Source organism: Sutcliffiella sp. FSL R7-0096 (assembly GCF_038595065.1).
GTDB lineage: Bacteria > Bacillota > Bacilli > Bacillales > Bacillaceae_I > Sutcliffiella_A.
In genome coordinates this window covers 3,632,841-3,656,243 of record NZ_CP152003.1, presented here as the reverse complement: position 1 = coordinate 3,656,243, position 23,403 = coordinate 3,632,841, and the positions used below count along the sequence as shown (strand labels likewise).

Genomic DNA, 23,403 nt, shown 5'->3' with positions numbered 1-23,403 from the left:
ACAGCTAGAAATCTTAGAAATAATGAAACTTTCCCCTACATCGTACGTATAAATCAACGAGAACAAAAAAAGGGGAGAATACAACATTGATAAGTTTAAAGCGCATTTATACGACCGTTTTTCTAGTGTTCCTTGCTGCGGTTATTGGGTCGGTTGCCTTGACATCCTGGTACACGGTCGACCAATCCGAACAAGCAGTAATCCTGACTTTCGGAAAAGTAGAAGAAGGAATCAGTGAGCCTGGGCTGCACTTTAAGATGCCATGGCCTATCCAGGACGTAAAAAAATTATCCAAGGAAACATTCAGTTTACAATTCGGCTATGAAGAGAGAAACGGAGAAGTAGTTGAATACACGAATGATACCAAAATGATTACAGGTGACGAGTATATCGTGTTAGCGGATATGGTCGTCATGTGGAAAATTAGCGAACCAGGAAAATACTTATTTAATAGTGATGATCCACAAGCGGTTCTTTATAACGCAACTTCTGCTTCCTTAAGAAGTATTATCGGAAGCACAAAGATCGATGAAGCACTGACTTCGGGGAAAGCCCAAATTGAAGTGGAGGTTTTTGATCTATTAACCTCACTGATGGAAAGCTATGATATAGGTATCTCGGTCACATCCGTCAATCTTCAAGATGTGGAATTGCCTAACGCGGAAGTTCGTAAGGCTTTTACAGATGTAACAGATGCACGTGAAATGGAAAACACGAAGAACAATGAAGCGAAAAGATACAACAATCAGCGCATGAATGAAGCAGAAGGGGAAAAAGATGCAATTATTTCCAAGGCAGAAGGGGAAAAAGCAGCCAGAATCGAGAGGGCTCGTGGAGATGTTGCGAAATTTAATTCCTTATACAATGAATATGTGAACGCACCGGAATTGACAAAAAAGCGTTTGATCTTGGAAACGATGGAAGAAGTATTACCATATGCTGAAATCTACATTATGAATGATGATGGAAATACGATGAAATACTTCCCGCTCCGAACGGAAAACTCTGCACCAAAACCACCAGCGAACCCGGAAGGAAGTGGGAACAATGAGTGATCAGAACATCATCAACCTCGAAAAGAAAAAGCCTGATGTACAATGGAGGACAGTTATCCGAGGAGGATTAGTCGGAGTAGTAGTTCTTGTAGTCCTTGGAATCATTCTAGCCAATGTGTTTGTTGTTAAAGAAGGCGAATATAAGGTGGTCAGACAGTTTGGAGAAGTAGTCAAAATTGTTGATGAGCCTGGATTGAGTTTTAAAACCCCATTTATCCAATCTGTGACGACTGTCCCTAAGTACCAGATGCTATATGATGAAGCAAGTGCAGAAATAAACACTCGCGACAAAAAGCGGATGCTTATCGATAACTATGTGGTTTGGCGAGTGGAAGATCCACAACTGATGATCAGCAATCTTGCAAGTCTTGTGAACGCCGAAACAAAAATGTCTGAATTTGTTTTCTCTGTCGTCAGAACAGAGCTTGGTCAATTAAATTATGATGATATCATCAATGATGAAAAATCTTCTAGGGGAAGTCTGAACGATCGAGTTACGGAAAGAGTGAATCAACTGCTAGCAAGAGATAATTACGGGATCGTTGTGACAGATGTACGTATGAGAAGAACCGATCTGCCACCAGAAAATGAAGATGCTGTATTCACACGAATGATTTCCGAACGTCAATCGACTGCCCAAGAATATCTTTCTCGTGGGGATGCTGACAAAAACAGAATCATGGCCAATACTGATCGTGAAGTAAGGGAAATCCTTGCTAAAGCGGAAGCCGATGCTGATACCATACGTGGGCAAGGTGAAGGGGAAGCGGCTAAAATTTATAATGACACGTTCTCCAAGGATGCAGAATTCTATGAGCTATACCGTACTCTCGAATCCTATAAAAAGACCATAGACGGTGAAACGGTCATTGTCCTACCATCAGATTCCCCATATGCCAAACTGCTAATGGGCGGAATGGAATAAAGTATTTATGTAAAGTGGATTGGAGCGGAAGGCACTCGACTCCGACGGGAGGTAGCGGTAGACTTGAGACCCCCGAGCGTTGTGAGGAGGCTCAAGCACCGCCCCGTGGAAAGCGAGTGCCTGCAGTGAAAAGTAACCACTAAATTTTTGAGGGAACTCCAGTTATAACAATAAAGCCACAATTTTTGTTTCTATTCCTATCCATGATAGAATAGAAGAAGAATTGTGGCTTTTTCACTTTAGATTTATACATAAGATAAAAGGTACAAAGGAGGAGTCAACTTGGCAAACAAATTAGTATTGATTGATGGGAACTCCATTGCTTATCGTGCTTTCTTCGCACTACCACTATTAAGTAATGAAAAAGGAATACATACCAACGCCATTTATGGGTTCACTATGATGCTGATGCGCATCCTGGAAGAGGAAAAACCTACACATATGCTGGTGGCATTTGATGCAGGTAAGACGACTTTCCGACATAAGACGTTCGGAGAATACAAAGGCGGTCGTCAAAAAACGCCACCAGAACTATCCGAGCAATTTTCTTTCTTAAGAGAGCTTCTAGACGCATACAACATTAAACGTTACGAGCTGCCGGAATACGAAGCAGATGATATCATCGGTACCCTAGCACAGCAGGCTGCCAAAGATGAGTTTGAAGTGAAAATCATTTCAGGTGATAAAGATTTAACCCAACTTGCAACAGAAAAAATTACAGTGGATATTACGAAAAAAGGGATTACAGACGTGGATTCCTATACTCCTGCCTTCATTGAAGAGAAATATGGCCTTAACGTAGACCAGATCATTGACATGAAAGGACTGATGGGAGATTCGTCAGATAATATTCCTGGTGTGCCTGGAGTTGGGGAAAAGACGGCTATCAAGCTGTTAAAAGAATTCGGCACGATTGAAACTCTACTTGAATCCATTGATAAAGTCAGCGGTAAGAAACTGAAGGAGAAGCTAGAGGACAATAAAGAACAGGCAATCATGAGTAAAGAGTTAGCCACCATCATGACCGAGGCACCAGTGGAAGTCACAGTGGAGGAACTTCTTTATGAGGGATTCGACAAGAAGAAAGTGATCGACATCTTTAAAGAACTCAGCTTCAACTCCCTATTGGACAAGCTCGGAGAAGATGGAGAAACGGTATCGGAGGATTTGGAAGATATTTCATTCGATATACTTGAAGAAGTGAAAGAAGGGCACTTTGCCGAAGAGAACTTCTTTATGGTTGAAGTATTGGACGAAAATTACCATCGTGCAGAAATCCAAGGGATTGCACTCGTTAATGAAACAGGGAATTATTTTATTCCAACAGAAGTAGCATTGAAATCGGAGGAGTTTGCTGCATTTGCATCAGATTCCAAGAAAAAGAAGACGGTCTTTGACGCGAAGAGGGCAATAGTTGCATTGAAGTGGAAAGGAATCGAGTTGAACGGAATCGACTTTGATTTCATCATTGCATCCTATATCGTCAATCCTTCGGAAACCTCCACCGACCTTGCTGGTATTGCCCGCAAGAAAGGTTACTATCAGATTGAAACAGACGAAGCGGTCTATGGAAAAGGCGCAAAGCGTAGTGTTCCGGATCAGCAGACAGTGGCCAACCACCTTGTGCGAAAAACTTTTGCCATGCGGGAAATGAAGGAATCGTTTATTCATGAACTTAAAGACAATGAACAGCTCGAGTTGTTTGAAGAGCTTGAAATGCCATTAACATTGGTGCTGGCAGAAATGGAAGCGCTCGGTATCAAAGTGGATAAAGCCCGTTTGGAAGAAATGGGAGCCGACTTGGGTAAAAAACTGGAAAGAATCGAGGAGAAGATATTTGAGCTTGCTGGTGAAAAGTTCAATATCAATTCTCCGAAGCAACTGGGTGTCATCCTTTTTGAAAAGCTAGGACTTCCACCAGTAAAGAAAACAAAAACCGGTTACTCCACTTCCGCTGACGTATTGGAAAAGTTGGCTGAAAAGCACGAAGTGATCCAACAAATCTTGCATTACCGTCAACTTGGAAAATTAAAGTCTACCTATATTGAAGGGTTATTGAAGGTTATCCATGAAGATTCTCATAAAATCCACACTCGTTTTAACCAGGCACTAACGCAAACGGGACGCCTTAGCTCCATCGACCCGAACCTACAGAATATCCCGGTTCGTCTAGAGGAGGGAAGAAAGATTAGAGAGGCATTCGTCCCATCACACGAGGACTGGGTCATTTTTGCTGCCGATTATTCTCAGATTGAACTGAGGGTTCTAGCGCATATTGCAGACGACGAGAAGCTGATAGAGGCATTTAAGGAAGATGCAGATATCCATACAAAAACTGCAATGGATGTTTTCCATGTATCTGAGAATGAAGTCACGTCCAACATGCGTCGACAGGCGAAGGCAGTAAACTTCGGGATTGTTTATGGTATAAGTGACTACGGTCTCTCGCAAAGCCTGGGCATTACCCGGAAAGATGCCAAAACGTTCATTGACCGTTACCTAGAAAGTTTCCCGGGTGTGAAAGAATATATGGAAGACAGTGTACTCGATGCGAAGGACAAAGGCTATGTAACGACCCTCCTGCATCGTCGCCGTTATCTGCCTGAAATCACGAGCAGCAACTTCAACCTGCGAAGTTTTGCAGAAAGAACAGCCATGAATACTCCAATCCAAGGGAGTGCCGCGGACATCATCAAAAAAGCGATGATCGACATGTCTGCAAGATTGGAAGAAGAGGACATGCAGGCGAAAGTTCTTTTGCAAGTGCATGATGAACTTGTATTTGAAGCCCCTAAAGAGGAAATAGAAAAACTGAAGAAAATCGTTCCGGAAGTGATGGAGCAAGCGGTGGATTTGAAGGTTCCGCTTAAAGTGGATTATTCCTATGGCTCCACATGGTACGATGCGAAATAGAGCAACAACAGACAAGAAGTAAGAGGATGTGTTTTACCATGCCTGAACTACCTGAGGTTGAAACCGTCAGAAAAACGCTGGTGCAGCTTGTGAAAGGCAAAAAGATCAGTGAAGTTAGAGTATTATGGCCAAAAATGATTAAAGAACCCGATGATGCCGTTCTTTTTGAAAAGATGCTCATTGGTCAGGAAATTCTTGAGATAGGCAGAAGAGGGAAATTTCTTCTATTTTACCTCAATGACTATTGCATGGTGTCCCACCTTAGGATGGAGGGGAAATATGGTTTGTTCCAGAAAGAGGAGCCGGCTAATAAGCATACACATGTTTTCTTCTATTTTGAGGATGGCACCGAGCTGCGTTATCAGGATGTAAGAAAGTTCGGTACCCTTCATCTTTATAAAAAAGGGGAGGAATTGGCTGCAAAATCTCTCGTAAGCCTTGGACCAGAACCTTTTGAGGATGAATTTAACCTAGATCTATTAAAAGAGAGACTTGCCAAAACAAACCGCAACATCAAAGCTGTGCTCTTAGATCAGTCAGTTGTGGTCGGGCTAGGTAATATCTATGTCGATGAGGCGTTATTCCGTGCCGGGATCCATCCGGAACGAACGGCCAGCAGTCTGAGTGAGACTGAGCTAATCGAGCTGCAACGTGAAATTGTCCTTACACTCCAGGAAGCAGTGGACAAAGGAGGGAGCACCATCCGTTCTTACGTCAACTCCCAGGGACAAATCGGCATGTTCCAGCTAGAGCTATTTGTCTATGGACGCAAAGGGGAGCCATGCCGTAAATGCGGATACGAAATCGAAAAGACGGTCGTAGCAGGCCGAGGCACCCACACCTGCCCAAACTGCCAGCCAAAGCCCTAAGATTCAATTGTAATTTCCCCTTTTTGCCTGAAGAGCAGGGTGTGAGACTCCGGCGGGAGGTAGCGTTAGGTGGAGACCCCTGAAACGTTGTGAAGAGGCTCAAGCAGCGCCCTCCGGAAAGGGAACACCCGGAGCGTAAGGCAAAAGGGAGTTAGAGTGAAAAATTATTAGAACACATCGAATGGGCTCCTGCCATATACTATCGTAGTGATAGTTAGGGAGGAGCTCTATATGATTCCATACATCTCACTTATCCTATTAGCTTTTGCTGTTAGTCTGGATAGCTTCAGTGTCGGGTTGACATATGGCCTCAGAAAAATGCATATGCCACTTAGATCTATCAGTATTATTGCGTGCTGTTCGGCCGTCTCGCTCTTGCTTGCCATGTTTGTTGGCACCATACTTATGAATTTCCTCTCTCCTGCATTTGCAGAGACGATTGGTGGAAGCATTCTGATACTCCTGGGAGTTTGGGTTCTATATCAATTCTTCCGTGCCAGTACCGCCGATGACACCACATCATTTGTGGATGAACGAATTCTTTTCAATCTTGAAATCAAATCCTTGGGGGTTGTCATCAATATCCTCAGGAAACCCACAGAAGCCGACTTTGATCGGTCCGGTTCCATTACTGGACTGGAGGCTTTTTTTCTTGGTATCGCCCTGTCCTTGGATGCGTTTGGAGCGGGTATCGGAGCAGCCTTATTAGGTTATTCCCCTTGGCTGATGGCGGTATCTGTGGCAGTGATGAGCTCGCTATTTGTTATCACCGGGATAAAATTGGGAAGGATTTTCTCAACTGTTTCATGGATTAATAAATTCTCATTTTTACCTGGCGTATTACTTATCATTATCGGTATTATTAAAATGTGAGAAAGACTAGCAGAGACTGTTGAGGACAGTCTCTCTTTTAAAAGGAGGAGTGGACATGCCATTGATCATAGGCCTGACCGGTGGGATTGCCAGTGGAAAAAGCACGGTGGCCAATATGCTGCGGGATAAGAATATTCCGATCGTGGATGCTGATGTAGTAGCAAGGGAAGTGGTTGAAATCGGCACAGATACATACAAGAAATTGGTCAGTGAGTTTGGCCAAGAAATACTAAATGACGACAAAACACTGAACCGACCTAAGCTTGGAAGCATTATTTTTCAAGATCAGGAAAAACGGGAAAAGCTCAATGGAATCATGCATCCAAGTATCAGGACCAGTATGAAAGAGAAGACACAGAAATACATAGAAGATGGTCATGATGTGGTAGTGATGGATATCCCCTTACTGTTTGAAAGCAATCTTACCCATCTCGTGGACAAGACCTTACTGGTCTTTGTAACCGAAAAAACCCAACTAAAGCGCTTAATGGAGCGGAACGATCTATCCGAAAAGGAAGCAACAGACAGAATAAAATCCCAGATGCCCCTTTCAGAAAAAGTAAAAATCTCCCATGCAGTCATAGACAACAACGGCTCCCTAACCAAAACAGAACAACAACTAAATCAAGTATTATCAGAATGGAAAATTTAAAAGTTTGTATTTGATCAACTCTTCCAACAGATAACCTAACTAGTTTATAGTTTGTCAGCAGTCTGCGGGCATATCCCAAAATAGGGATATGCCCTTTTTTTATTTTTTACATGACATATAGAATTTAATTATGTTATACTAATTGCAGGTTAAAAGATTAATAAGTATAACATATATACAGAAATGGGGAATTTGCATGAAGGCAAAGGTTGCAATTAATGGGTTTGGACGAATTGGAAGAATGGTATTCAGACGTGCCATCCAAGAGGAAGGATTAAATATTGTTGCAATCAATGCGAGCTATCCGGCGGAAACGCTAGCTCACCTAATTAAGTATGACACAAATCATGGACGTTTTGATGCGGATGTATATGCACAGGACGATGCCTTAATCGTAAATGGTAAGCGTATTCAATTGGTTAACAATCGCAATCCAGAAGAGCTTCCTTGGAAAGAAATGAACATAGATATTGTTATTGAAGCAACAGGAAAGTTTAACTCTCGGGATAAAGCGGCACTTCATCTTCAAGCTGGCGCTAAACGTGTCGTACTGACAGCACCAGGGAAAAACGAGGATGTAACCATTGTAATGGGAGTAAACGAAGAAGTACTGAATATGAATGAGCACTTTGTCATCTCTAACGCTTCTTGTACGACAAACTGCTTAGCACCGGTTGTCAAGGTGTTAGATCAACAGTTTGGTATTGAGAATGGACTTATGACAACTGTACATGCTTATACAAATGACCAAAAGAATATTGACAACCCGCATAAAGATTTACGTAGAGCAAGAGCTTGCGGTCAGTCCATCATCCCAACCTCTACAGGAGCGGCAAAAGCATTATCCTTAGTTCTCCCACACTTAAAGGGTAAACTACATGGTATGGCGCTCCGTGTTCCAACACCTAACGTATCTCTGGTTGACCTGGTGGTAGACTTGAAAAAGCCGGTAACGGTAGACGAAGTGAATGATGCGTTCCAAAGTGCTTCCATCGGTTCCATGGATGGTATATTAGGGGTAACAATGGAGCCTCTTGTATCAGTGGACTTCAACACAAATCCACATTCGGCAGTCATTGATGGTTTATCCACCATGGTGATGGGCGATACAAAGGTAAAAGTATTAGCTTGGTACGATAACGAGTGGGGTTATTCCTGCCGAGTAGTAGACCTTGTCCAATTCGTGGCAGAAAAAATGGTGGAATCAAAAGAAGTAATGGCTGGTTAATAAGACCTGAAGCAATATTATAGTGAAATAAATGTAAGCGGTTAACATTTTATGTTAATCGCTTTTTTGCTTTTGTCACAAAGTCCATTATTTTTCACCTTTTTCCTAATTTCATAGTTAACTAGAAAAAAAGTCATAAATGCCTGTTGCAAAACTAAAATAAAAGCATTATACTATTTTTCGTGAACTTCTTGAAACGATTATGTGACTACTTAAAGGGTTAGGACCTCTCTGGACTAACTTTCCCCCGTGGTAGTAATACATCAATCACTCTTCACCTTTGAGGAATTCATGTATTTTAAAAAATGAAAAGGGGGAACGTGAGATGGAAACAGTAGGTCGTCACGTTATTTCAGAATTATGGGGTTGCGATTTTGACAAATTGAATGATATGGATTACATCGAAAAAACTTTTGTCGATGCTGCATTAAAATCAGGTGCAGAAGTAAGAGAGGTAGCTTTTCATAAATTTGCACCTCAAGGGGTAAGCGGAGTTGTCATTATTTCCGAGTCCCACTTAACAATTCATAGCTTCCCAGAGCACGGTTATGCAAGTATCGATGTTTATACATGCGGAGAATTAGATCCTAATATTTCAGCTGACTATATTGCAACTGCTTTAAATGCTCAGACGCGTGAAACAATCGAACTTCCACGTGGAATGGGTCCTGTTCAAGTAAACAAAGCAAAAGCTCTTTAAAATTATAACTAAATGCATTAAAATAAAAAGAGGTGTATAGCATGCACCTCTTTTTATTATACTCAAAATATATTATACATAAAGGCTTTGTTAAAGCTAGTTGTTGATAATAACCTGTCTCTAGCTGGTGATTGGAGCAAGAGGCGTAGACTCCAGCGGGAGAGTAGCGACAATCTTGAGACCCCGCAGTGAAACGAGGAGGCTCAAGGTCGCCCCGCGGAAAGCGAAGCCTATTGCGGAAATCAACAGCGACGTTTAACAGAGCCTACATAAAAAACAACAAATTAAGGGGTTGTCAGGCTAAAGTGGGAGCGATACAAAAGCTGAAAGGTATTTTGACCAATCACTCAGAGACGCGGGAAAATCATACGGAAGAATCCCTGCGAAGTCGTTATTATAAAACTACCAATAAGAATGCAATGAAGGCGTTACAAGAATTGTTTAAGAATATGGAAGGGGTAACGATTAAATCTGTTTCTGATGAGCACGGGGAAATTGCGTTGCAAGTGAACAAAGGCAGAAAAGCATTTGTCATTGTCACTGTTATATCTGTCCGACCTTTTGAAACAGCAGTTGATTTTTCCGTTACAACAGAAACCAAGCTACCTTTCGATTTTGGATACAGTCGTCAACTGATCAAACAGATGTATGAACGGATTGATAAATCGATGATCTATATTGGATCCGGACTGAATTCGGGGAAAAAGTAGATTGGAAACGGAGTGGAAACCATCATGAAATGTCCTGCCTGTCACCATAATGGGACGAAGGTATTAGATTCACGCCCTGTAGAAGAGGGAAAATCCATCAGAAGAAGAAGAGAATGCGAATCTTGCTCCTACCGCTTTACAACGTTTGAAAAAGTGGAAGAGATGCCGCTTATCGTCGTAAAAAAAGAAGGAATACGAGAAGAATTCAGCAGAGAAAAAGTATTGCGTGGACTTATCCGTGCATGCGAAAAAAGACCGGTAGCCCTTAAACAGCTTGAAGACATTGTAATGGAAGTCGAAAAAGAATTAAGGAATATCGGCATTTCCGAAGTAAAGAGCGACATGGTTGGAGAAATGGTGATGGAGAGATTATCAAAAATTGATGAAGTGGCATATGTTCGATTTGCCTCTGTATACCGTCAATTTAAAGATATTAATGTATTTTTGGATGAATTGAAAGAAATCATTGAGAAGGAACGAAATTAAGTAGGCTCTTTTCTCAAAGATTGTTGCTATTGACCAGTAAAAAGTCGGTAATTGGACTTTTTACAAGAAAAGTCGGCAATTGGACTTTTCACCGCTTACCTACTCTTAAGCAAACATGCAATCTATTCAGTATAGCCAAGAAAAGAGCACGACAGTTAGGAATATATTGGTTGTTTTATGAGTACGAAAAAGCAACAAAGTGTATGAAAGTTATTCAATAAGTCATTCGCAATAAGGAACCCTAAGTAAGAGAGGAAAATTATATGCCTCTCTTTTTCGATTATTTCTTTAAAAGAAAGGTTTGGATGTTTCATGTCAGATCGCCATTGGAAAGAGCTGGTCCCAGTTGACCGGTATATCGTACGGTCAAATGGAATGCTTCAGCAGTTTGACCAAAAACTTCTTACCATGCTTTATCAGCCATTGCTGGGATTCAGGGGATACAGTCTTTTTATGACCCTTTGGAGTGAGCTGGATCAAGACCGCCTATGGGGCGAGGAGACTACGCATCATGGAATTATGACAACCATGCAATGCAATTTAAAAGATATTCACCAAGAACGAATCAAGTTGGAAGGAATCGGTCTTTTAAAGACGTGGGTCAAAGAAGATAATCAGATCCGCACCTTCATTTATGAACTTCAGCCCCCACTCTCCCCGGAAGCCTTCTTTTCTGAGCCTATGCTGACTATCTATTTATACAACCGTCTAGGAAAAAATAAATATGCGAGTGTTAAAAAATTCTTTTCCGATAAGGTTATCCCGATGGATGAATATCAGGAAGTGACTCGTAGTTTCAGTGATGTTTTTCAATCCGTCCAATCGGAAAATATGGCCTACGCTGCGAATGAAGAGATGATGGAAGAGCTACCGTTGCCAGAAGGGGAAGAATGGTTGGACAGAAAGACAGGGAGCGAGCCAAAGGTAGGTCAAGAAGTGTTTGACTTTGACCTTTTTTATGCAGGGTTATCCGAGGTCGTCATACCGAAAAAATCCATTACGTCAAAAGTAAAGGAAGCGATTGTCAAGCTTTCCTTTATCTATTCAATCGATCCGATTTCAATGCGGGACCTGATGATGAATGTGATTGATGTGGATGAGAAGGTGAACTTGGAGAAGCTGAGGAAGACAGCAAGGGATTGGTATCAATTAGAATACCAAGATACGTTGCCGGGACTAGTAGAAAAGACACAACCGTTGAACTTGAAGCAGTTTTCAGATAAAAAGCCTGCGACAAAGGATGAACAGTTGATACAGCAGCTGGAAAATGTATCACCGAAACAAATGCTTACCGACCTTTCTGGTGGATCAGAACCATCCGCTTCTGATCTTCGCATTGTAGAGGATGTCATGTTCAAACAGCAACTGACTCCGGGTGTCGTGAATGTGCTACTTTATTACGTTTTGTTAAAAACTGATATGAAACTAAATCGTAAATATGTGGAGAAAATTGCCAGTCACTGGGCACGCAAACAGGTGAAAACCGTAGGGGAAGCCATGGAACTTGCGAAGGAAGAGCACCGCCAGTACCAGAATTGGGCAGATACCAAGCCATCCACCAAGAGTGCAGGTGGAAGTAGCTCCACTAAAGCCAAAGCAGGGAAAGTGGTTCGCAACCGGTTTGTCAGTTCTGAGGTAGCTAGCAGCGATGCGGAAGTTGTAGCGGGACAGTCAGACAAATTCAAGGAAGTGGAAGAGGACGAAAAGCAGAAGCTGATGGAACGTCTGGCAAAAATGAAAGAGAAGAAGATAAGGCTGGATCAATAAATAGGATAGATATAAGAGGCTGCATCTACCGTTTGGTGATGCGGCCTTTTTGGTGGGCTAACTCTAGTGGAAAAGGCAAAAGTTACAATACAATTGTTAAAAGTTACAATAATACTAAAAAAGTAATAATAACCTCCAGAAAAGTTACAATCATCCCTAAATTAGTTCCAATCACCTCCAGAAAAGTTACAATCAACTTTTTTATCTATAACAGACTGCTCCCATTTTTGTAACGAGCGAAGATTTCTCCCACTGTATGTGCGATTATCCTAAAATTACAATCGCACCCTATACGAAAAATAAGTCTATAATTTCTTCCTCAACTATATCCTGAAAAGATGTTAATACTACTAAAAAAGGGTATCGTTTACTATAAGACTAAAGAAAAGGGGAAATAACCTTTGAAAAGAGTTGCGGTGATCGTGAATCCAAATGCCGGGAACAAAAAGTTGATAAATTCCATTGAAAAGATAGAGGAAATGCTTTTAAGCCAGTTTGAAGAAGTGGCCATCCACGAAACGGAAAAAGAGGGAGATGGTGCAAAGCTGGTAGAGCAGATGGCCGGTGATGTGGATCTATTGATCGGTGCAGGTGGGGATGGGACCATCTATGAACTAATTAATGCGCTTGCCCCGCTCGAGAAAAGACCTGTTTTTGCCATCATACCCGGGGGGACCTGCAATGATTTTTCAAGGACGCTGGGAATTGATCAGCACCCTGTAAAAGCAGTGGAACAAATCTTGGAGCAACACACGCAAAAAGTGGATATAGGAAAGAGCGATAATCAGTACTTTTTGAACTTTTGGGGAATCGGCTTGGTTTCCAAAGTCTCAGATAACATTGACAGTGGAACAAAACAATTGCTCGGAAAGTTATCCTATTACATTAGTGCCGGGCAGACGGTGATGGAGGAGGAACCATTTCTGTTGAAGATCGAAAGTGAAACGACTACCTATGAAGGGAAGGCCGTCATGCTGCTAATTGGTAACGGTTCTTTTCTTGGGGGTATCCGTTCCTTTTTCCCATTCTCAAGCGTTCAGGATGGACACCTTGATGTACTGATCATCAAGCAAACATCCATTGCACAGCTTTGGACATGGCTTCAAACTAGGCTTCAAAAGGAAGTACCGGCACAAGGGAATGAGGATATCGTCTACTTTCGTGCCAAAGAACTGAATATAGAAGCAACCCCAAATCAGGAAATTGATACGGACGGAGAGAAATCCGCCAACACCCCAGCAACAGTTAGCATTCTACCGGATCATTTAGAAGTGATCGTAGGGGATTTCCCATTGCAATGACAGCAAAATAAGCGCCAACCCATTATTAGGTGGGCTGGCGCTTATTTTTCATTATTTATTCATTTTTCCGTCCTTGCACCCATATATATAGAATCAGGTGTACCAAAGGGGGGACAAACTTGTTTGAGATTTCCTTTCGAAATGAATCGGATGCAAGTGCCATTTATGTGAGTATCATGGAACAAAATCCTGAAAGTGATTCTATCCTTTCTTTACATAAAGAAAAAATCGTCTTGGAATCGAAGGATATTCATTTTTACAAGAACACCATTACCCCGGTGTTGAAGAAATATATTCAACGGACTAAAGAAAAAGAGTGGATTTTGCAAGTATTGGAAAATACGTTTTACTATAAAGAGGCGGAGGAGCAAGAGCAAATCCTTTGTATCCTGCAGTCGATCCTTCAAGGGGAACGGTCCGACATCCCAAACCTTCCATCTATTGACCATCGTGGGGTCCAATTGGAAGAGGTGATGGAATCCTTTTTTCTAGAGCCTGTCTCTTTTTCTTTCGATTCATTCCTGACATTCAGGTTAAAAGAGTACTTTGAATGTCTTCAGGTCTATGTGGAGGCGGCAATTGATGAGTACAAGCTGGAACAAGAGTACCAATCATTCGTTCACCAACTCCGTGATCTGTTGGCAACGACCGAATCCAAAATGGATGAATTGCATCTCGTCTATCAATACCAATTCGATTTCTTTGATAAGGCATTTTCTCATATTCCAAAGAGTCAGCTAATTAAATATATGAACAGGACGCACTTTAACAATTATTCCTATTATATTGATTCCGTTGTGCTAGCTCCTCTAGTATCCATTGCACCAAAAAAACTCTATCTGTATACAGACAATACGGAGCATCAACTGGTGGAAACGATCCGGAACATCTTTGACGAACGTGCTGTTGTTTTACCTTTTCATTATTTTGGGCATAATAAAAGTAAAATTGATTAAAGTGACTACTTGATTTTCCTTTCAGGGGAGAATATAATTACCTACATAATCATTTTTAACTTTATAGCTCAAAAGTATCGATGAGGATATGAGTGCTCTAAAAACGGATTTTAGAGAGGGAAGTCACCGGCTGCAAGCTTCCTATCACGATTATGGCGCTAACCACCTCTGAACTTCAACAGTGAACATTGCAGTAGCTGTTGACGGGGAAATCCCTCGTTATCGACTAATGAAGCCGTCTTTTATGATTTTTTAAAAGATGGGAACTTGGGTGGAAACACGGATATTAAACTCGTCCCTTATATTATATAAGGGGCGGGTTTTTTTATTTTGGTTCAAAAAATCCATTAGCAATTCCTTGGAGCAATAGGCGAAGACTCCAGCGGGGGAGTAACGGTAGGTTGAGACCCCTGAAGCGTTGTGAGGAGGCTCAAGCGCCCTCCCGCGGAAAGCGAAGCCGGTTGCGGAAAGTAATTGCGGGTTTTATGAACCAATAAAATTCTAATGAAGAGGTGACAGGGATGTCTGAATTAATGAAAATCACATTTCCGGACGGAGCAGTAAAGGAGTTTGAGCGTGGTACAACAACAGAAGATATCGCTGCATCCATCAGTCCGGGTCTGAAAAAGAAAGCAATCGCTGGAAAACATAACGGAGAACTCATTGACCTGCGTTCCCCGATAGAAAATGACGGAGAAATCAGCATCATCATGCAAGACTCCAATGAAGCGCTTGAAATCATGCGTCACAGCACTGCCCACTTGATGGCACAAGCGATCAAACGCCTATACGGCAATGTGAAGCTAGGAATCGGTCCAGTAATTGAGAATGGATTCTACTACGATATCGATATGGAGGAATCATTAACTCCAGAAGATCTTCAGAAAATCGAAAAAGAAATGAAGAAAATCGTCAGTGAAAATCTAGATGTTGTTCGTGTGGAAGTAAGCAGAGAAGAAGCATTGCGCCGCTACGAAGAGCTCAATGATGAGCTGAAGCTTGAATTGATCCGCGAGCTACCTGAAGGAGAAACTATCTCCATTTATGAACAAGGAGAATTCTTTGACCTTTGCCGTGGGATCCACGTACCATCCACTGGGAAAATTAAAGAGTTCAAGTTGTTAAGCATCGCCGGTGCCTACTGGAGAGGCGACAGCAAAAATAAAATGTTGCAACGTATCTATGGTACAGCCTTCTTCAAAAAGGCAGAGCTTGATGAGCACCTTCGCCTGTTGGAAGAAGCTAAAGAGCGCGATCACCGCAAAATTGGAAAAGAGCTTGACCTTTTCTTCAACTCTCAAAAAGTTGGGCAAGGGTTGCCGCTATGGTTACCAAAGGGTGCAACAATCCGCCGCGTAATCGAGCGTTATATCGTCGACAAAGAAGTGGAACTTGGTTATGACCACGTCTATACTCCTGTAATGGGTAGCGTGGAACTTTACAAAACTTCCGGTCACTGGGATCACTATCAGGAAGGCATGTTCCCTCCAATGGAAATGGATAACGAGCAACTGGTGCTACGTCCGATGAACTGTCCACACCATATGATGGTATATAAAAACAGTATCCACAGCTACCGTCAACTGCCTGTTCGTATTGCCGAGCTGGGCACTATGCACCGCTATGAAATGTCCGGAGCGCTTGCGGGACTTCAGCGTGTACGTGGAATGACACTGAACGATGCACATATCTTCGTTCGACCTGATCAAATCAAGGATGAGCTAAAGCGTGTAGTGAACCTTGTGCTTGAAGTATATAAAGATTTCGGCCTGGATGACTATTCCTTCCGTCTATCCTACCGTGATCCGAAAAATAAAGAGAAGTATTTTGATGACGATGCAATGTGGGAGAAAGCACAAGGCATGCTGAAGGAAGCAATGGATGAGCTTGGTCTTGATTATTTTGAAGCAATCGACGAAGCAGCATTCTACGGCCCTAAGCTAGACGTTCAAGTACGTACTGCCCTTGGAAAGGAAGAGACTCTATCCACTGTACAGCTTGACTTCTTATTGCCAGAGAAATTCGACCTCACTTATGTTGGGGAAGACGGTAAGCAACACCGTCCGGTTGTTATCCACCGCGGTGTAGTTTCCACAATGGAGCGCTTTGTGGCATTTTTGATCGAAGAGTACAAAGGTGCATTCCCTACTTGGTTGGCACCTGTACAGGTCCAAGTGATCCCTGTATCGCCAGATGCGCACTTTGATTATGCCAAAGAAGTCCAAGACCTTCTGAAATCTAAAGGCATCCGTGTTGAAATGGACGAAAGAAACGAAAAAATTGGCTACAAAATCCGTGAAGCACAAATGCAGAAGATCCCTTACATGCTAGTGCTAGGCGACAATGAAATACAAGATCGCGCAGTAAACGTCCGAAAATACGGCGAACAAAAATCCGAAACAATCTCACTAGAGAAATTTGTTGATAACTTGGTGAAAGAAGCGAAGAGATAAGCTTTTTGAATAAGGAGTGCCTTGGCTAAGGATGCCACGGCATTCCCTTTATTTAATTGTTTTTCGAAAACTAGTGTGATTTGTCGTTTGGCTTGTATTCCAGTTAGTTTGGACAGTAAATGCTTCACTTTCGCTCGTATTTTTAAATTTCGGACAGTATTTCCCTCCAAACGGACAGTATATGAGTGTTTTTCGACAGTAAGTTAAATCTTTGAAATGTTTTTACCAACTCCCCCTGTCGACTGGAGAGCAGGGTGGTCGACTCCTGCGGGGGATAACGGTTGGTTGAGACCCCTGAAGCGTTGTGAGGAGGCTCAAGCACCGTCCCGCGGAAAGCGATCACCCGGAACGAAAGGAGACAGGGAGTTAACGCATACACCTATCTTTTACACCCAAAGAAAAAAACTATTGCACAATCGCAATTTATCTGATATCATTTAAAACGTTGTTTCATTTGATACGAATTCTTGACAATCAATCATCATTAATGATATATTATACAAGGTCAAATTGAATACTTGTTTGAGGACAAGAAGAAGCACCCGCTTCTCACCTGATTGACGCATTTCATGCAGTTGGCAGGTTTTACGAGAAAGATTTTATCTTTTACTTATGTAATCGTAAAGTGTGGGTGTATGTGTACACCCACACTTTTTTGTTTGTACAAAGTTCAGTAAATTGTTCGTCAAACGGTGTTCGGAATAAACCTTGGAGGTGGCTAATTATTAGCAAGGACATGATGGTAAACGATGGCATTCGTGCCCGCGAAGTACGTCTAATCGGTCAAAATGGAGACCAGCTAGGAATTAAGTCAAAAGTAGAAGCGCTGGAAATTGCAGCACGTGCAAATCTTGACTTAGTAATGGTTGCGCCTAATGCGAAACCTCCTGTATGCCGAATCATGGACTACGGAAAGTTCCGTTTCGAGCAACAGAAGAAAGATAAAGAAGCGCGCAAAAACCAAAAAGTAATCAGCTTAAAGGAAGTTCGTTTAAGTCCTACTATTGATGAGCATGACTTCAATACGAAGCTTCGCAATGCAATTAAGTTCCTTGAAAAAGGAGACAAAGTAAAAGCATCAATCCGATTCAAAGGACGTGCGATTACGCATAAAGAAATTGGTCAGCGTGTGCTTGATCGTTTCTCTGCAGCATGTGCAGAAGTTTCAACAATTGAGTCTCATCCAAAGATGGATGGGCGTAGCATGTTCTTAATTTTGGCACCTAAAAACGAAAAGTAATTCATATGAGGAGGAACTCCAATGCCTAAAATGAAAACTCATCGCGGATCAGCAAAAAGATTCAAGAAAACTGGATCTGGTAGCTTAAAGCGTTCTCACGCATACACAAGTCACTTATTCGCTAACAAGTCTCAAAAGCAAAAGCGTAAATTGCGTAAATCAGCTATGGTCAGCAAAGGTGATTTCAAACGCATCCGTCACATGTTAGACAACTTAAGATAATATTTTTATAGGAGGTATTTATAATGCCAAGAGTTAAAGGCGGTACAGTAACACGCCAACGTCGTAAAAAAGTCATTAAATTAGCCAAAGGTTATTACGGTTCTAAACACACTTTATATAAAGTAGCTAACCAACAAGTAATGAAATCCCTAATGTACGCTTATCGTGATCGTCGTCAAAAGAAACGCGACTTCCGTAAGCTTTGGATCGCTCGTATCAACGCAGCGGCTCGCATGAACGGTCTTTCTTACAGCCGTCTAATGCACGGTTTGAAAGTAGCTGGAATCGAAGTAAACCGCAAAATGTTAGCTGAGCTAGCAGTTAGCGACGAAAAAGCATTTGCTGAATTGGCAACTGCTGCGAAAAACAGCTTAAATAAATAATTCTTTACACAAAAGAGGCTAACGATTTGGTAGCCTCTTTTGTATTTGGTAAAATGAATATATATAGACCATGTAAAAAAATCGGTCATTAGTCTGCAAAAAAGTAATGCACACATTCCAATGCTGGAGGATATGATGGAAGTACTCATCGGTTACTTTATTTTTATTAACATAGTAGGCTTCATTATAATGAAAGTGGATAAACAGCGGGCCATTGATCATCGTTGGAGGGTACCTGAGTTACACCTGTGGGGAATAGCGCTCCTAGGTGGAGCCCTTGGCACATGGATGGGGATGCGAACATACCGGCATAAAACAAAACGACCGCTTTTCCGTTTTGGACTTCCGTTTGTCACTTTTTTATATGTTGGATTATTGGGGTACTTTCTCCTTGTCTGATAGGCTAACATAATTCCATATAATATGAATAAGCTTTACTATTACAACTAAGGGGGCAAGCAGAATGGACGAAAAATTAGACGTACTTTTTGTCGTCATTGAAAGTCATTGGTGGCTGGCTTCTCTTGGTTTTATTCTTTTCCATATATTAAGACAAGTCCTATTCATCCCGGTTGTCATCATCTGTATTGCAGGTGGTGCTTTGTTCGGCGGAGTTGTGGGTAGCATATATTCGATAGCGGGATTAACGTTATCAAGCCTATTTTTTTATTTCTTTTATCAACAGTTTCCCAGTATCTTTGGGAAGATTTTAATCATGAAAGAAAGATTGTTCGGCAACCGTGCCAATTTCACTGTTGGCCAAATAACGATTATGCGCCTCGTACCGTTCATTCACTTTCACCTGCTCTCCCTCTGTTTGATTGAAACGACGAAAAGCTTTCCGAAATATGCGAAAGCATCTCTTCTAAGTAACATTCCACTCGCCATCATTTATACAGTCTTCGGACAATTCATCACAGATTTCTCTCCTACGGCCATGGTGGCTGTGTTGATTGGACTCCTTCTTCTCATGCTTATCATGAGGCAAAAGGTGGTCGTCATGAAATGGGAACAGTTCTTCCATAAGGAAAAGCAATACAAAAGAGGTTAACGCTTATTTAGAGGATTAACGCTTATTTTGGATAAAAGAGGAAGTAAATAGACTGTTCTTAAATAATGATGGGAATCCGATTAACTTACTAAAATAATTCTTAAATTTAAAAAGCCTACTACCTACAGGGTGCAGATAATAGGCTTTTTTTTGGATTCACACTCTGATTGAAAACTAGGAATAAAAGAAGCTGTTGTTTCTATAGGGGATATAAACATAATGTACTGTGTATAAGGATTTAAGACGACCAAAGTGGGACTTTCAATGAAATTTGCTATAGAACGTTTCTCAAGATCCTATAGCGAGTATTTAGTCTTAAATCCTATTTGAGGCCGCTGGTTCTATAATCAAATTGTCTAGTCATGCTTATTCCGCAATCGGGCCATTATATGTAGTATACCAGGGCGTAGTAATTAACGTTAATAACGTTAATTACTACGCCCTTTTTGTTTCTTTATTTACAACATATATATAGTAGATAAATATAGTAAACATAGTTTTCATAGAAAGAGAAACAAAAATACATCACTATTGTTTTTGGAGGTGATGTTAATGAAAGTGCAAGAGGTTTTAATTAATGACAGAAAAAGATATTTGCTTATTGATGGAGATAACAAACCTGTCGGTCCAGTTTTAAGGTTTCTTAAATATCTAGATAACATTGGAAAGGCCGAAAATACCTTAAAGTCATACTGTCATTATTTAAAGTTTTACTTTCAATTTTTAAACGAAAAAGAAAAAGAGTACAAGGAAGTGGATCTTAACCTTCTGGCGGAGTATGTATCTTGGCTAAGAAGTCCTAATCAATCTACTAAAGTAATTCAATTTCAACAAACAAAAGCAAGGAGATCTGAGCGAACAGTTAATACTATGGTGACTTGCGTTCAGAGTTTCTACGATTATTTAATGCGAATTGAAGATTATGAAAAAGATCTATCAGAAAAAACAAAGAAGCAAGTGATTGGGAATTACCGATCGTTCAAACCCTTTCTACATCATATATCAAAGGGGAAGCCACTTGATAAAAACATTTTAAAAATTAAAGAACCTCGGAGAGAGGTTTTAACACTTACAAAAGATCAGGTTCAATCTATTCATGATGCGTGTAGCAATATTCGAGATGCTTTATTGGTTCGAATTTTGTATGAAGGCGGTCTTAGAATTGGAGAGGCATTATCTTTATGGATCGAGGACTTTGATATTGGCTCTACCTCCATTCAAGTACGAGAATCTAAAACTGTAAACGGCAAAGGAAGAAGAGTATATGTATCTGGCGATACAATGAATGTTTTTCAAGATTACCTAATTGATTATCATGACGCGGATACCAATCATGTATTTATAAATCTAACTGGTCCTAATAAGGGAGAACCATTAAATTATCAAGCAGCTTTCGATGTAATTAAACGTATAAGAAAGAAAACCCAGATTGATATTACCCCCCATATGTTAAGGCATACTTATGCCACTGAGCTTCATGAACAAGGGGTAGAAATATCGATAATCCAAAAGTTGTTGGGTCATTCGAACGTTCAAACAACAATTAAGACTTATGTTCATCCCACCGATGTCACTATACGAAAAGAGTGGCAGAAAGCACATGACAAGATGAAAGGTGACAAGAATGATTTTATTAAATAAAGCAACTGAACAACAAGCTAGAGCTGTAAGATATGAGCAAATTTTACAAGAGTTAAGTGGGTATTGGGAAAACGAAGAATGGGATGCATTAGATTGTCCCCTTTACAAAAAAGAAATAATAATAAAAAGCCCAATAATTAAATTTGAGGAAACATTGAATCCAAGAATTAGAAATGAATTTAAATATTATTTCTTCAGTCGGTTGACTAATTTAGAAATAAATATGGCAACAGTATGGAGTAATTCTACTGCATTTAATAAATTGCAAGATTTTATTTTCAGATTCTATTCTGATATTGGTTCTATTCTAGACATCCCTTACGGGAAATTTTCAATTCACTATAAAACCTATCTTTTTGAACATGGGAAAAGCGACTTAACAGTAAAAGGCTACCTCCAGTTATACAACCGAATTTATTCATTTTTCTTTGACTGGTATGATCAACGGAAGGAAACAGAGAAAGATATTTGGGATGTTCGAAAACTAGGTATTGACTATAATAACAGTAATTGCGGGTACACTTTAAATTTCACTTCTGTACCAAGACCTTTTCAAAACTTGGCAAAAAGATATATCGAAAAACGTGTTCTAATACAAGAAAGTTTAAGCTGGGGTTCTGGCATACAAACCATGGCAAAGCTGCAAGAATTCTTTAAATATATTTATAAAAAGTATCCAAACTGGCAAGACTTAACCTCATTAAGTAGGAGAGATATCGAGGAATTTATGCATTATTTGCGAACCTCTCCAATGGGTGGAGATAGCGTTCACAAAGGTCAACCCCCTACTGAGAATCACATCCATCGCTCATTATCTGTACTAGAAACGTTTATTGTATATATTCAAAGATATGAATGGGATGAAGCTCCCAAAAAGCCTGTAGGAATCCTAATTGTACCTGAAGATAAACCTAGACTACCTCCAAAGGCATCTAACGAAATTAAATACATATCTGATTTTGTTTGGAATCAGATCATTGATCACATGGGAAAACTGCCGCAGGAGATTATTCCGGTTGTAATATTGTTAGAGACATCAGGCTTTAGAATTTCAGATGTGTGTTCTTTGAAAGTAGATTGCTTGATTCAAAGAGAAGATGGTTGGTGGATTACCGGAGATCAGCGTAAAGTAAAGGGGAAAAATCATCGGGTCCCAATTTCGGAAGAAATAGCTAAGGTTGTGCTTTCCCAACAAAAATTAACAAGGGAAAAATCGACTTCAGAAACAAATCCATTAAATTATTTATTTCCAACCTATCATGGTACAAGAAAAGGACAGCCCATTTCGCGTGACAATGTAGTAAATAATTTAAATAAACTAGCTATTGAAAATAATATAATGGATGAAAACGGAGATATCTATCGATGTAAAGCACATGCATTTAGACATCGTTATGGAGTAAACCTTATTAATAACGGTATGAACATTTTACATGTACAAAAGCTGATGGCTCATGTGAGCCCTGAAATGACACTGGTATACGCCCAGATTCATGATACAACCCTTCGAAAAGAATGGGAAAAAGCCACAAGTAATGGGGCTGTAAGATTAAATCCAGGTGGCAAAATTATCGCTACTAGTATAGAAAAACAAGCAGACGAAAATGGATTAGAGTTAGAATGGCTCCGCCACAATTTGGATTCCATTCGATTAGATCACGGTTTGTGTATTAAAAGCCCCAAAAATAATTGTGACTTTTTGGAACAAACTTTAGAACCACCATGTATAAAAAACAATTGCCGCAGTTTCCATGTAGATCTGACGTTTCTAGATTTCTATAACGACCAAATTCTTAAAATGGAATCTGATATTGAGATATATCAAAAATCAGGTAGAAATAGATCAATTGAAATTATTCAGCCAAAATTGAAAAAGTATAAAGAAATTAGAGATGGAATAATAAAAAATGGTGGGATTTATGGACTTCCTAAAACAAGAAGAGAATTGAGAAACTGAATATAGAAAGAGATGAAATAC

Annotated in this window: 21 protein-coding genes and 1 other annotated feature; all 21 genes read left to right on the top strand. The window is 40.6% G+C overall.

The genetic code is table 11. The features are described from left to right. Nucleotides 1-86 precede the first annotated feature (86 nt). The 21 genes from hflK to MKY77_RS18630 all read left to right on the top strand — a co-directional run bounded on the left by hflK (nt 87) and on the right by MKY77_RS18630 (nt 23,382). Complete coding sequence (hflK, locus tag MKY77_RS18730; RefSeq protein WP_339147219.1) at nt 87-1,055, top strand: FtsH protease activity modulator HflK; 969 nt, start codon at nt 87-89, stop codon at nt 1,053-1,055. Next, complete coding sequence (locus tag MKY77_RS18725; protein ID WP_339147218.1) at nt 1,048-1,980, top strand: protease modulator HflC; 933 nt, start codon at nt 1,048-1,050, stop codon at nt 1,978-1,980. Before hflK ends, MKY77_RS18725 begins: the two co-directional genes overlap by 8 nt. A gap of 282 nt (nt 1,981-2,262) precedes the next feature. After that, nucleotides 2,263-4,893: a DNA polymerase I gene (gene polA / locus MKY77_RS18720; protein ID WP_339147217.1), complete on the top strand. Its 2,631-nt coding sequence runs from the start codon at nt 2,263-2,265 to the stop codon at nt 4,891-4,893. 38 nt (nt 4,894-4,931) lie between these two features. Continuing rightward, nucleotides 4,932-5,762, top strand: coding sequence for a DNA-formamidopyrimidine glycosylase (gene mutM, locus MKY77_RS18715; protein WP_339147216.1), 831 nt, complete (start codon nt 4,932-4,934; stop codon nt 5,760-5,762). Between the two features lie 231 nt (nt 5,763-5,993). Further along, nucleotides 5,994-6,635: a sporulation membrane protein YtaF gene (gene ytaF, locus MKY77_RS18710; protein WP_339147214.1), complete on the top strand. Its 642-nt coding sequence runs from the start codon at nt 5,994-5,996 to the stop codon at nt 6,633-6,635. Nucleotides 6,636-6,690: 55 nt separating this feature from the next. Beyond that, nucleotides 6,691-7,287: a dephospho-CoA kinase gene (gene coaE, locus MKY77_RS18705; RefSeq protein WP_339147213.1), complete on the top strand. Its 597-nt coding sequence runs from the start codon at nt 6,691-6,693 to the stop codon at nt 7,285-7,287. Nucleotides 7,288-7,483: 196 nt separating this feature from the next. Beyond that, nucleotides 7,484-8,515 carry a glyceraldehyde-3-phosphate dehydrogenase gene (locus tag MKY77_RS18700; protein WP_339147211.1) on the top strand — a complete coding sequence of 344 codons (1,032 nt, stop codon included), beginning with the start codon at nt 7,484-7,486 and terminating at the stop codon, nt 8,513-8,515. 325 nt (nt 8,516-8,840) lie between these two features. Continuing rightward, nucleotides 8,841-9,215: an adenosylmethionine decarboxylase gene (gene speD, locus MKY77_RS18695; protein ID WP_010195679.1), complete on the top strand. Its 375-nt coding sequence runs from the start codon at nt 8,841-8,843 to the stop codon at nt 9,213-9,215. Nucleotides 9,216-9,520: 305 nt separating this feature from the next. Then, on the top strand, nt 9,521-9,925 hold the full coding sequence (locus tag MKY77_RS18690; protein WP_339147210.1) for a cytosolic protein: 405 nt from the start codon (nt 9,521-9,523) through the stop codon (nt 9,923-9,925). Nucleotides 9,926-9,949: 24 nt separating this feature from the next. Further along, nucleotides 9,950-10,411 (top strand): transcriptional regulator NrdR, encoded by a 462-nt coding sequence (gene nrdR, locus MKY77_RS18685; RefSeq protein WP_339147209.1) that lies wholly within the window; start codon nt 9,950-9,952, stop codon nt 10,409-10,411. A gap of 312 nt (nt 10,412-10,723) precedes the next feature. After that, entirely contained in the window at nt 10,724-12,178 is a 1,455-nt protein-coding gene (locus tag MKY77_RS18680; RefSeq protein ID WP_339147208.1) for a DnaD domain protein, read from the top strand. Between the two features lie 401 nt (nt 12,179-12,579). Beyond that, nucleotides 12,580-13,479, top strand: a complete 900-nt coding sequence (locus MKY77_RS18675; RefSeq protein WP_339147207.1) for a diacylglycerol kinase family protein — start codon at nt 12,580-12,582, stop codon at nt 13,477-13,479. Nucleotides 13,480-13,598: 119 nt separating this feature from the next. Further along, nucleotides 13,599-14,435, top strand: a complete 837-nt coding sequence (ytxC, locus tag MKY77_RS18670) for a sporulation protein YtxC (protein WP_339147206.1) — start codon at nt 13,599-13,601, stop codon at nt 14,433-14,435. Nucleotides 14,436-14,956: 521 nt separating this feature from the next. After that, complete coding sequence (thrS, locus tag MKY77_RS18665) at nt 14,957-16,888, top strand: threonine--tRNA ligase (protein ID WP_339147205.1); 1,932 nt, start codon at nt 14,957-14,959, stop codon at nt 16,886-16,888. Nucleotides 16,889-17,412: 524 nt separating this feature from the next. Further along, nucleotides 17,413-17,551: a sequence feature (ribosomal protein L20 leader region), on the top strand. A gap of 58 nt (nt 17,552-17,609) precedes the next feature. After that, nucleotides 17,610-18,128: a translation initiation factor IF-3 gene (infC, locus tag MKY77_RS18660; protein ID WP_083800939.1), complete on the top strand. Its 519-nt coding sequence runs from the start codon at nt 17,610-17,612 to the stop codon at nt 18,126-18,128. Nucleotides 18,129-18,149: 21 nt separating this feature from the next. Beyond that, nucleotides 18,150-18,350, top strand: a complete 201-nt coding sequence (gene rpmI / locus MKY77_RS18655; RefSeq protein WP_010195692.1) for a 50S ribosomal protein L35 — start codon at nt 18,150-18,152, stop codon at nt 18,348-18,350. A 23-nt stretch (nt 18,351-18,373) separates the two neighbouring features. After that, entirely contained in the window at nt 18,374-18,733 is a 360-nt protein-coding gene (gene rplT, locus MKY77_RS18650) for a 50S ribosomal protein L20 (protein WP_010195693.1), read from the top strand. A gap of 132 nt (nt 18,734-18,865) precedes the next feature. Then, nucleotides 18,866-19,132 (top strand): DUF1294 domain-containing protein, encoded by a 267-nt coding sequence (locus MKY77_RS18645; protein ID WP_339147204.1) that lies wholly within the window; start codon nt 18,866-18,868, stop codon nt 19,130-19,132. Between the two features lie 64 nt (nt 19,133-19,196). Continuing rightward, nucleotides 19,197-19,784, top strand: a complete 588-nt coding sequence (locus MKY77_RS18640) for a VTT domain-containing protein (RefSeq protein WP_339147202.1) — start codon at nt 19,197-19,199, stop codon at nt 19,782-19,784. A 552-nt stretch (nt 19,785-20,336) separates the two neighbouring features. Next, entirely contained in the window at nt 20,337-21,425 is a 1,089-nt protein-coding gene (locus tag MKY77_RS18635; protein WP_339146269.1) for a tyrosine-type recombinase/integrase, read from the top strand. Beyond that, nucleotides 21,409-23,382, top strand: coding sequence for a tyrosine-type recombinase/integrase (locus MKY77_RS18630; protein WP_339146267.1), 1,974 nt, complete (start codon nt 21,409-21,411; stop codon nt 23,380-23,382). Before MKY77_RS18635 ends, MKY77_RS18630 begins: the two co-directional genes overlap by 17 nt. The last annotated feature ends 21 nt before the right edge of the window (nt 23,383-23,403 follow it).

Bases quoted from the DNA above. Each gene is read 5' to 3' on its own strand.
- MKY77_RS18725 (WP_339147218.1), top strand. From the start codon at position 1,048: ATGAGTGATCAGAACATCATCAACCTCGAAAAGAAAAAGCCTGATGTA.
- mutM (WP_339147216.1), top strand. From the start codon at position 4,932: ATGCCTGAACTACCTGAGGTTGAAACCGTCAGAAAAACGCTGGTGCAG.
- ytaF (WP_339147214.1), top strand. From the start codon at position 5,994: ATGATTCCATACATCTCACTTATCCTATTAGCTTTTGCTGTTAGTCTG.
- coaE (WP_339147213.1), top strand. From the start codon at position 6,691: ATGCCATTGATCATAGGCCTGACCGGTGGGATTGCCAGTGGAAAAAGC.
- MKY77_RS18700 (WP_339147211.1), top strand. From the start codon at position 7,484: ATGAAGGCAAAGGTTGCAATTAATGGGTTTGGACGAATTGGAAGAATG.
- speD (WP_010195679.1), top strand. From the start codon at position 8,841: ATGGAAACAGTAGGTCGTCACGTTATTTCAGAATTATGGGGTTGCGAT.
- nrdR (WP_339147209.1), top strand. From the start codon at position 9,950: ATGAAATGTCCTGCCTGTCACCATAATGGGACGAAGGTATTAGATTCA.
- MKY77_RS18680 (WP_339147208.1), top strand. From the start codon at position 10,724: ATGTCAGATCGCCATTGGAAAGAGCTGGTCCCAGTTGACCGGTATATC.
- thrS (WP_339147205.1), top strand. From the start codon at position 14,957: ATGTCTGAATTAATGAAAATCACATTTCCGGACGGAGCAGTAAAGGAG.
- rpmI (WP_010195692.1), top strand. From the start codon at position 18,150: ATGCCTAAAATGAAAACTCATCGCGGATCAGCAAAAAGATTCAAGAAA.
- rplT (WP_010195693.1), top strand. From the start codon at position 18,374: ATGCCAAGAGTTAAAGGCGGTACAGTAACACGCCAACGTCGTAAAAAA.
- MKY77_RS18645 (WP_339147204.1), top strand. From the start codon at position 18,866: ATGATGGAAGTACTCATCGGTTACTTTATTTTTATTAACATAGTAGGC.
- MKY77_RS18640 (WP_339147202.1), top strand. From the start codon at position 19,197: ATGGACGAAAAATTAGACGTACTTTTTGTCGTCATTGAAAGTCATTGG.
- MKY77_RS18635 (WP_339146269.1), top strand. From the start codon at position 20,337: ATGAAAGTGCAAGAGGTTTTAATTAATGACAGAAAAAGATATTTGCTT.
- MKY77_RS18630 (WP_339146267.1), top strand. From the start codon at position 21,409: ATGATTTTATTAAATAAAGCAACTGAACAACAAGCTAGAGCTGTAAGA.